Annotated in this window: 7 protein-coding genes; 5 read left to right on the top strand and 2 right to left on the bottom strand. The window is 71.1% G+C overall.

Going from position 1 to position 6213, the window contains the following annotated elements; genetic code table 11:
• Positions 1-3: 3 nt before the first annotated feature.
• The 3 genes from ACFWA7_RS32920 to ACFWA7_RS32930 all read left to right on the top strand — a co-directional run bounded on the left by ACFWA7_RS32920 (position 4) and on the right by ACFWA7_RS32930 (position 3134).
• Positions 4-783 carry an ABC transporter permease gene (locus ACFWA7_RS32920; RefSeq protein WP_385826734.1) on the top strand — a complete coding sequence of 260 codons (780 nt, stop codon included), beginning with the start codon at positions 4-6 and terminating at the stop codon, positions 781-783.
• Between the two features lie 315 nt (positions 784-1098).
• The gene (locus tag ACFWA7_RS32925) at positions 1099-2301 is read left to right on the top strand and encodes an ABC transporter ATP-binding protein (protein WP_385826736.1); all 1203 of its coding nucleotides are present in this window, start codon (positions 1099-1101) and stop codon (positions 2299-2301) included.
• Entirely contained in the window at positions 2298-3134 is an 837-nt protein-coding gene (locus ACFWA7_RS32930; protein WP_385548669.1) for an ABC transporter permease, read from the top strand. The genes ACFWA7_RS32925 and ACFWA7_RS32930 overlap by 4 nt, the downstream gene beginning before the upstream one ends.
• A gap of 12 nt (positions 3135-3146) precedes the next feature.
• On the opposite strand, the gene ACFWA7_RS32935 is transcribed toward ACFWA7_RS32930, so the two are convergent.
• A complete protein-coding gene (locus tag ACFWA7_RS32935; protein ID WP_385826738.1) occupies positions 3147-3473 on the bottom strand; it encodes an ATP/GTP-binding protein in 327 nt (108 codons plus the stop codon).
• Positions 3474-3688: 215 nt separating this feature from the next.
• On the opposite strand from ACFWA7_RS32935, the gene ACFWA7_RS32940 reads away from it, so the two are divergent.
• Complete coding sequence (locus tag ACFWA7_RS32940) at positions 3689-4720, top strand: LLM class flavin-dependent oxidoreductase (RefSeq protein WP_385826740.1); 1032 nt, start codon at positions 3689-3691, stop codon at positions 4718-4720.
• 107 nt (positions 4721-4827) lie between these two features.
• Here the strand turns inward: ACFWA7_RS32940 and ACFWA7_RS32945 are convergent, their stop codons facing one another.
• A complete protein-coding gene (locus ACFWA7_RS32945) occupies positions 4828-5220 on the bottom strand; it encodes an SCO5389 family protein (protein WP_371654782.1) in 393 nt (130 codons plus the stop codon).
• Between the two features lie 214 nt (positions 5221-5434).
• Between ACFWA7_RS32945 and nucS the strand changes: the two genes are divergently transcribed.
• Entirely contained in the window at positions 5435-6106 is a 672-nt protein-coding gene (nucS, locus tag ACFWA7_RS32950; RefSeq protein WP_385548677.1) for an endonuclease NucS, read from the top strand.
• Positions 6107-6213 lie beyond the last annotated feature (107 nt).

The following is a 6213-nucleotide window of genomic DNA, read 5'->3' on the forward strand; positions in this document are numbered from 1 at the left end:
CCCATGGCATCGGTACCCGCGGTCCTCAAGTCCGAGTGGACCAAGATCCGTTCGGTCTCCTCCACCTCCTGGACGCTGGTCTGCGCGCTCGTCGTCACGGTCGCGGTGAGCGCGGCCCTGTGCGCGCTGACGAAGTCGCAGTTCGACGACCTCAAGCCGGCCGAGCGGCTGACCTTCGACCCGACCTTCATCAGCTTCTCCGGGATGGTGCTCGGCCAGTTGGCGATGGTGGTGTTCGGCGTCCTGGTGGTCGGCACCGAGTACAGCTCGGGCATGATCCGCACCTCGCTCGCCGCCGTGCCGCAGCGGGCCACCTTCCTCTTCTCCAAGCTCCTGGTCGCCACCACGCTCGCGCTGGTCGTGGGCCTGGCGACCAGCTTCCTGTCGTTCTTCCTCGGCCAGGCGCTGCTCGGCCCGCACCGCACCACCATCGGCGAGCCCAATGTGCTGCGGGCGGTCTTCGGGGCGGGCCTCTACATGGCGCTGATCGCGCTCTTCTCGATGGGCGTGGCCACGATGCTGCGCAGCTCGATGCTCTCGCTCGGCATCCTGATGCCGTTCTTCTTCCTGATCTCGCAGATCCTGTCGGCGGTGCCGGGTGCCAAGAAGGTGGCCCGCTACTTCCCCGACCAGGCGGGCTCCAAGATCATGCAGGTGGTGCCCAACGCGATGAACACCGAGCCGCCGCCGTACGGCCCCTGGGCCGGGCTCGGGATCATGGCGCTGTGGGTCCTCGCGGCGCTCGCGGGCGGCTACCTCGTCCTGAGGAAGCGTGACGCCTGAGCGCTCCGCCGGACGTGCGGTGATTCGACTGCGGGCCGTCCGTGGCCGGCCCCGCCCACGCGGCGAAGCCGCACAATGACACAGCCGCGCGCTCCTTACGGGCGCGGGGCCGGGCTCCGGCAAGGCACCCCAGCCCACCGCGACGGGCCCGCCGACCTGCGCGAAGCCGAGAAGATATCGGGCATACTCATACGTAACGCACGTCTCACCGCTTGGCCGGAACCGTAAAGTCCTGGATAAGCTCCTCACTCATACGGGGGCACCCTGGCGATCGGCCACCGCCCCGACGACCCACACCGTCGATGGGGCTGGAGAATGATCGAGGCAGTCGGCCTGACGAAGCGCTACGGCGCCAAGACAGCCGTGTACAACCTTTCCTTCCAGGTGAGGCCGGGCGCCGTCACCGGCTTCCTGGGGCCCAACGGCTCCGGCAAGTCGACGACCATGCGCATGATCCTCGGCCTGGACCAGCCCACTTCCGGCCATGTCACCATCGGCGGCCACCCCTTCCGTACGCTCCCCAACGCGCCCCGCCAGGTCGGCGCGCTGCTCGACGCCAAGGCCGTGCACGGCGGCCGCAGCGCCCGCAGCCACCTGCTCTCACTCGCCCAGCTCGCCGGCATCCCGGCCCGCCGGGTCGACGAGGTGCTCGGGGTCGTCGGCCTCCAGGAGGTCGCGGGCAAGCGCTCCAAGGGGTTCTCGCTCGGCATGGGCCAGCGGCTCGGCATCGCCGCGGCCCTGCTCGGCGACCCCCAGGTGCTGCTCTTCGACGAGCCGGTCAACGGCCTCGACCCCGAGGGCATCCTGTGGGTGCGCAACCTCATGAAGCAGCTCGCCGCCGAGGGCCGGACCGTCTTCGTCTCCTCGCACCTGATGAGCGAGATGGCGCTGACCGCCGACCACCTCATCGTGATCGGCCGCGGCCAGCTGCTCGCCGACATGAGCGTCAAGGACTTCATCTCGCACAACTCCGCCGACTTCGCGCGCGTGCGGACGCCCGAGCCCGCCGGCCGGGACAAGCTGACGGCCGCGCTGACCCAGGCCGGCGGCCAGGTCATGCCTGAGCCGGACGGCGCCCTGCGGGTGACCGGCCTCGCGCTGCCGCGCATCAGCGACCTCGCGCACGGCGCGGACGTACGCCTGTGGGAACTGTCGCCGCACCAGGCCTCCCTTGAGGAGGCGTACATGCGGATGACACAGGGCGCGGTGGACTACCGCTCCACGGCCGACCAGAAGGCCGGTCTGATGCAGCCCGCGCCGCTCGGGTACCAGCCGCCGCAGGTGATCCCCGAGGTGCCGACGCAGGGCTGGTACGCCCCGCCGCCGCCCGGACCGAACCCGTACGCCGCCCCGCAGGCCCCCGGACAGGCCCCGGCGGCCCCCCAGGGCGCCCCGGCGCAGGCGCCCGTGCCGCAGGCCCCGGCCGCGGCTCCGCAGCCCGCTCCGGCCGCTCCCCCGGCCGCCCATCCCGCCGCCGCGCCCGCCCCCGCCCTGACCAAGCCCGAGGACGCCCGATGACCACCCCCTACCAGCAGCAGGCACCGGGGGCGCCCCTCGGGACGTACACCTCGCCGATCCCGGTGCGGCCCGCCTCGCTCGGCGACGCGCTCGCCTCCGAGTGGACCAAGATCCGCTCGGTGCGCTCCACGATGTGGACGCTGGGCGTCCTCATCGTGCTCGTGCTCGGCATCGGACTGCTCGCGGCGGTCGCGGTCAACGCCTCCGACGCGAAGATGGGCGACACCCCGCTGCTCAGCCTCGGCTTCTACGGCGTGCTGCTCGGCTCGATCTGCGTGATCACGCTCGGCGTGCTGACCATCGCCTCCGAGTACGGCACGGGGATGATCCGTACGACGCTGACCGCGTGCCCCAGCCGGGCCCGGATCCTCGCCGCCAAGTCGGTCGTCTTCTTCCTGCTGTCGTTCGTCATCGTGACGCTCTCCACCGGCCTGGTGGCGATGCTCCAGACCGCGATGGTGGACGCCGCCAACAAGCCGACCGGCTCCGAGCTGTTCAAGGCGACGGTCGGCGTCAGCCTCTACGTCTCGACGCTCGGCCTGCTCTCGCTCGCGGTCGGCGCGCTGATCCGGCACTCGGCCGGCGCGATCACGGTCATGATCGGCGTGGTCCTGCTGCCGCTGGTGCTCGCGCTGTTCATGTTCGCGCCGTCGCTCGAATCGGTCCGCGAGACCCTCTTCGAGTACTCGATCCCGAGCCAACTGGCGGTGTTCTACGGCGCACCGGTGAACGACTCGGGCCCGACCGGCTGGACGCCGCTGCTGATCCTGGGGGCCGTCACGGCCGCCGCACTCGGCGGCGCCTTCGCCGCGCTGAACAACCGCGACGTGTGACCTGAGCGCCTGCTAGTACCTGGGCGCGTTCCTGGACCGCTGCACCCTGCTGGTGCGGCGGTCCTTCGCGTTCCAGCAGGCCTTGTGCCAGTGCCGGCGGTCGTCCACTCCGCCGAACTCCGGCCAGGCCACCACGTGCGGGACAGCGGAGGGGATCTCCTGGTCGCACCCCGGGCAGCGGTATCTCTTGCCCTGCGCGCTCGCGCCGCTCACCTGCCGGACGGACCACTCCTCGCCCTGATACGTCTCGGCGCGCTGGAGGCCGTAGCGCTCCGCAGCCCCGCCGGTCGGTTCGGTCGGCTGGTCGCCGCCCTTGGGGCGGTTGCGGCGCGGGGACACGGAAACACCTCACGGGGCCGGGCTGACGGACTGACTCCAGCGTAGGGCCATATGGCCCGGGTACCCGAACCGCACGAGCGTGGGACGGTAACTCGTACGAGGGACTTTTACCGGACTATCGCAAGAAAATTCCGCTGGGCCGTGCCCTTGGCACTTGTCAGGCGTTGTTGCCGGTAAGAGGGGGAGCCGCGTCGGCCGTGAGGAGGCAGAAGGCGATGCGCGTCGGAACTTTTGTGCTGGCAGCCCAATTCCCGGGCCAGGGCCAGGGGGAGGCACTGCACCGGGCGGTGCGGTCCGCCGAGGTGGCCGAGGAAGCGGGGCTGGACGCGGTGTGGCTCGCCGAGCACCACTTCGTTCCGTACGGGGTGTGCCCGTCGGCGGTGACGCTGGCGGCGCTGCTGCTCGGACGCACGCGCCGGATCCGCGTCGGGACGGCGGTCAGCGTGCTGCCCAGCGCCCACCCGGTGGCGCTGGGCGAGCAGGCGGCGCTGCTGCACCTGACATCCGGCGGCAGGTTCTCGCTGGGAGTGGGCCGCGGCGGCCCCTGGGTCGACCTGGAGGTCTTCGGCTCGGGCCTGCGGGCGTACGAGGAGGGGTTCCCGGACTCCCTCGACCTGCTGCTGCGGTGGCTGACCGAACCCCGGGTGGCGAGTCTGGGCGAACGTTTCGCCTTCCGGGAGGTCCCGGTGGTGCCGAGGCCCGACGAGCTGATCTCGGACGGCCCCGCGGGCCCCGAGGTCATCGTGGCGTGCACCTCGCCGAAGAGCGTGAGGCTGGCCGCCGAGCGGGGCCTGCCGATGCTGCTCGGGATGCACTGCGGCGACGAGGAGAAGGCGGAGATGGTCGCGCTGTGGCGGTCGCACGCGCTGGCGTCCGGCATCTCGCCGGAGGCGGTCGCGGCGGCGCCGCATGTGTCGGCCGGGGTGGCGCAGATCGAGGACCACCGCGCCCAGGCCACCGAGACACTGCTCAAGGCGATGCCCGGCTGGCTCAAGCAGGGCCTCGACGCGCATGTGACGGTCGACGGCCGCCACCGGCCGATGCGCGACCCGGTGCTGTACACGGAACTGCTGTGCGGCCTCCATCCCGTCGGCACCCCGCGCCAGGCGGCGGACCGCATCGCGGCGACCTCGGAGAAGACGGGCATCACGCGCTTCGCCTTCCTGGTGGAGGGTTCGGGGGACCTGACCGCGACGGAGGAGAACGTACGGAGGCTGGGCGCGGAAGTGCTGCCGCTGCTGGGGTGAGGCCCGAGGGGGACGGCGCCGGAGGGGCGCGGGGACCCGGGGCCCCACAAAAGGCCGCCGCTCCACATCAGTTACACCTCCCGCGATGCAGAGCGGCGGCGAAGACGTCAGCAGTCCCGCAACTCCGGAGACTGGTTGAGCAGTTGGCCCCGGACCGAGGTGAAGCGGGCGAGCCGCTCGTCGGCCGCCGGGTCCAGGGGGAACACCGCGACGCGGTGGCAGTTCTGGAACGCCAGACGGACACCGAAGTGCCGCTGGAGCGAACCGCGGATGGCGTCACTCGCGAGCGCACGAAGGAGCTGGCCGCGCGCCTGCTCGTCCGGCGGGGGCGTCTGGTTGTCGGCGAACTCGCCACCGTCCACCTTCAGCTGGGCCACCAGAGAACTGATCATCTCCCACGCGTACGGCAGGGAGGTCCGGACGCAGTCGACGAAATCGGCTTCGTCGACCTCGCCTCGCTCGGCCTGTTCGAGTAGGGCCGGTGAGACGTCGAGCGACATGGTTTCTCCTCTCGCGACCCCGGGGAGGGGGTCTTACGGCCAGGGAAAGGAACGAAGTCGGCCACGCAGCGTGCCTGACCGACAACCTCCCGCTTACACGGTAGGCGCGGCATGGTGGCTGCGACAGGTACTTGGCACGTAACCGGCCAATAACGAACAGCGCTTTGCCGGACGAATCGCGTTCGGTGGGGGGATTCGAGTAGCGTTGCCGACCATGCGTCTCGTCATCGCCCGCTGCTCCGTCGACTACGCGGGCCGCCTCACCGCCCATCTGCCCTCCGCCACCCGGCTGATCCTGGTGAAGGCGGACAACAGCGTCTCCATTCACGCGGACGACCGGGCGTACAAGCCCCTCAACTGGATGTCTCCGCCCTGCACCCTCAAGGAGGGGGCCGGGGACGACACCGGCGTCTGGACGGTGGTCAACAAGGCGGGCGAGAAGCTCATCATCACGATGGAGGAGATCCTCCACGACTCGTCGCACGAGCTGGGCGTGGACCCGGGCCTCATCAAGGACGGCGTGGAAGCGCACCTGCAGGAGCTGCTCGCGGACCGGATCGACACGCTGGGCGAGGGGTACACGCTGATCCGCCGCGAGTACCCGACGGCGATCGGCCCGGTGGACATCCTGTGCCGGGACGCCTCGGGCGGGACGGTGGCGGTCGAGATCAAGCGGCGCGGTGAGATCGACGGGGTCGAGCAGCTCACGCGGTACCTGGAGCTGCTGAACCGCGATCCGCATCTGGCGCCGGTGCGGGGGGTGTTCGCGGCGCAGGAGATCAAGCCGCAGGCGCGTGTGCTGGCGACGGACCGGGGGATCGGGTGCGTTGTCCTGGACTACAACGCGATGCGGGGCATCGAGGACGACAAACTCCGCCTGTTCTGATCCCTGGGGCCGGTCCCCCGCCCCGCCCCTTCCCGCTGTGACATGTGCGGCGCCGCCGCGTGGCCTCCGGGCGGGAGGGGCGGAGGCGGTTCCCCGGGGGCTACGCC

The organism is Streptomyces sp. NPDC059994 (assembly GCF_042737755.1).
In the GTDB taxonomy this organism is placed as follows: Bacteria; Actinomycetota; Actinomycetes; order Streptomycetales; family Streptomycetaceae; genus Streptomyces.

Excerpts from the sequence above, each read along its gene's own strand:
- ACFWA7_RS32920 (WP_385826734.1), top strand. The coding sequence starts at position 4 with ATGGCATCGGTACCCGCGGTCCTCAAGTCCGAGTGGACCAAGATCCGT.
- ACFWA7_RS32925 (WP_385826736.1), top strand. The coding sequence starts at position 1,099 with ATGATCGAGGCAGTCGGCCTGACGAAGCGCTACGGCGCCAAGACAGCC.
- ACFWA7_RS32930 (WP_385548669.1), top strand. The coding sequence starts at position 2,298 with ATGACCACCCCCTACCAGCAGCAGGCACCGGGGGCGCCCCTCGGGACG.
- ACFWA7_RS32940 (WP_385826740.1), top strand. The coding sequence starts at position 3,689 with ATGCGCGTCGGAACTTTTGTGCTGGCAGCCCAATTCCCGGGCCAGGGC.
- ACFWA7_RS32945 (WP_371654782.1), bottom strand. The coding sequence starts at position 5,220 with ATGTCGCTCGACGTCTCACCGGCCCTACTCGAACAGGCCGAGCGAGGC.
- nucS (WP_385548677.1), top strand. The coding sequence starts at position 5,435 with ATGCGTCTCGTCATCGCCCGCTGCTCCGTCGACTACGCGGGCCGCCTC.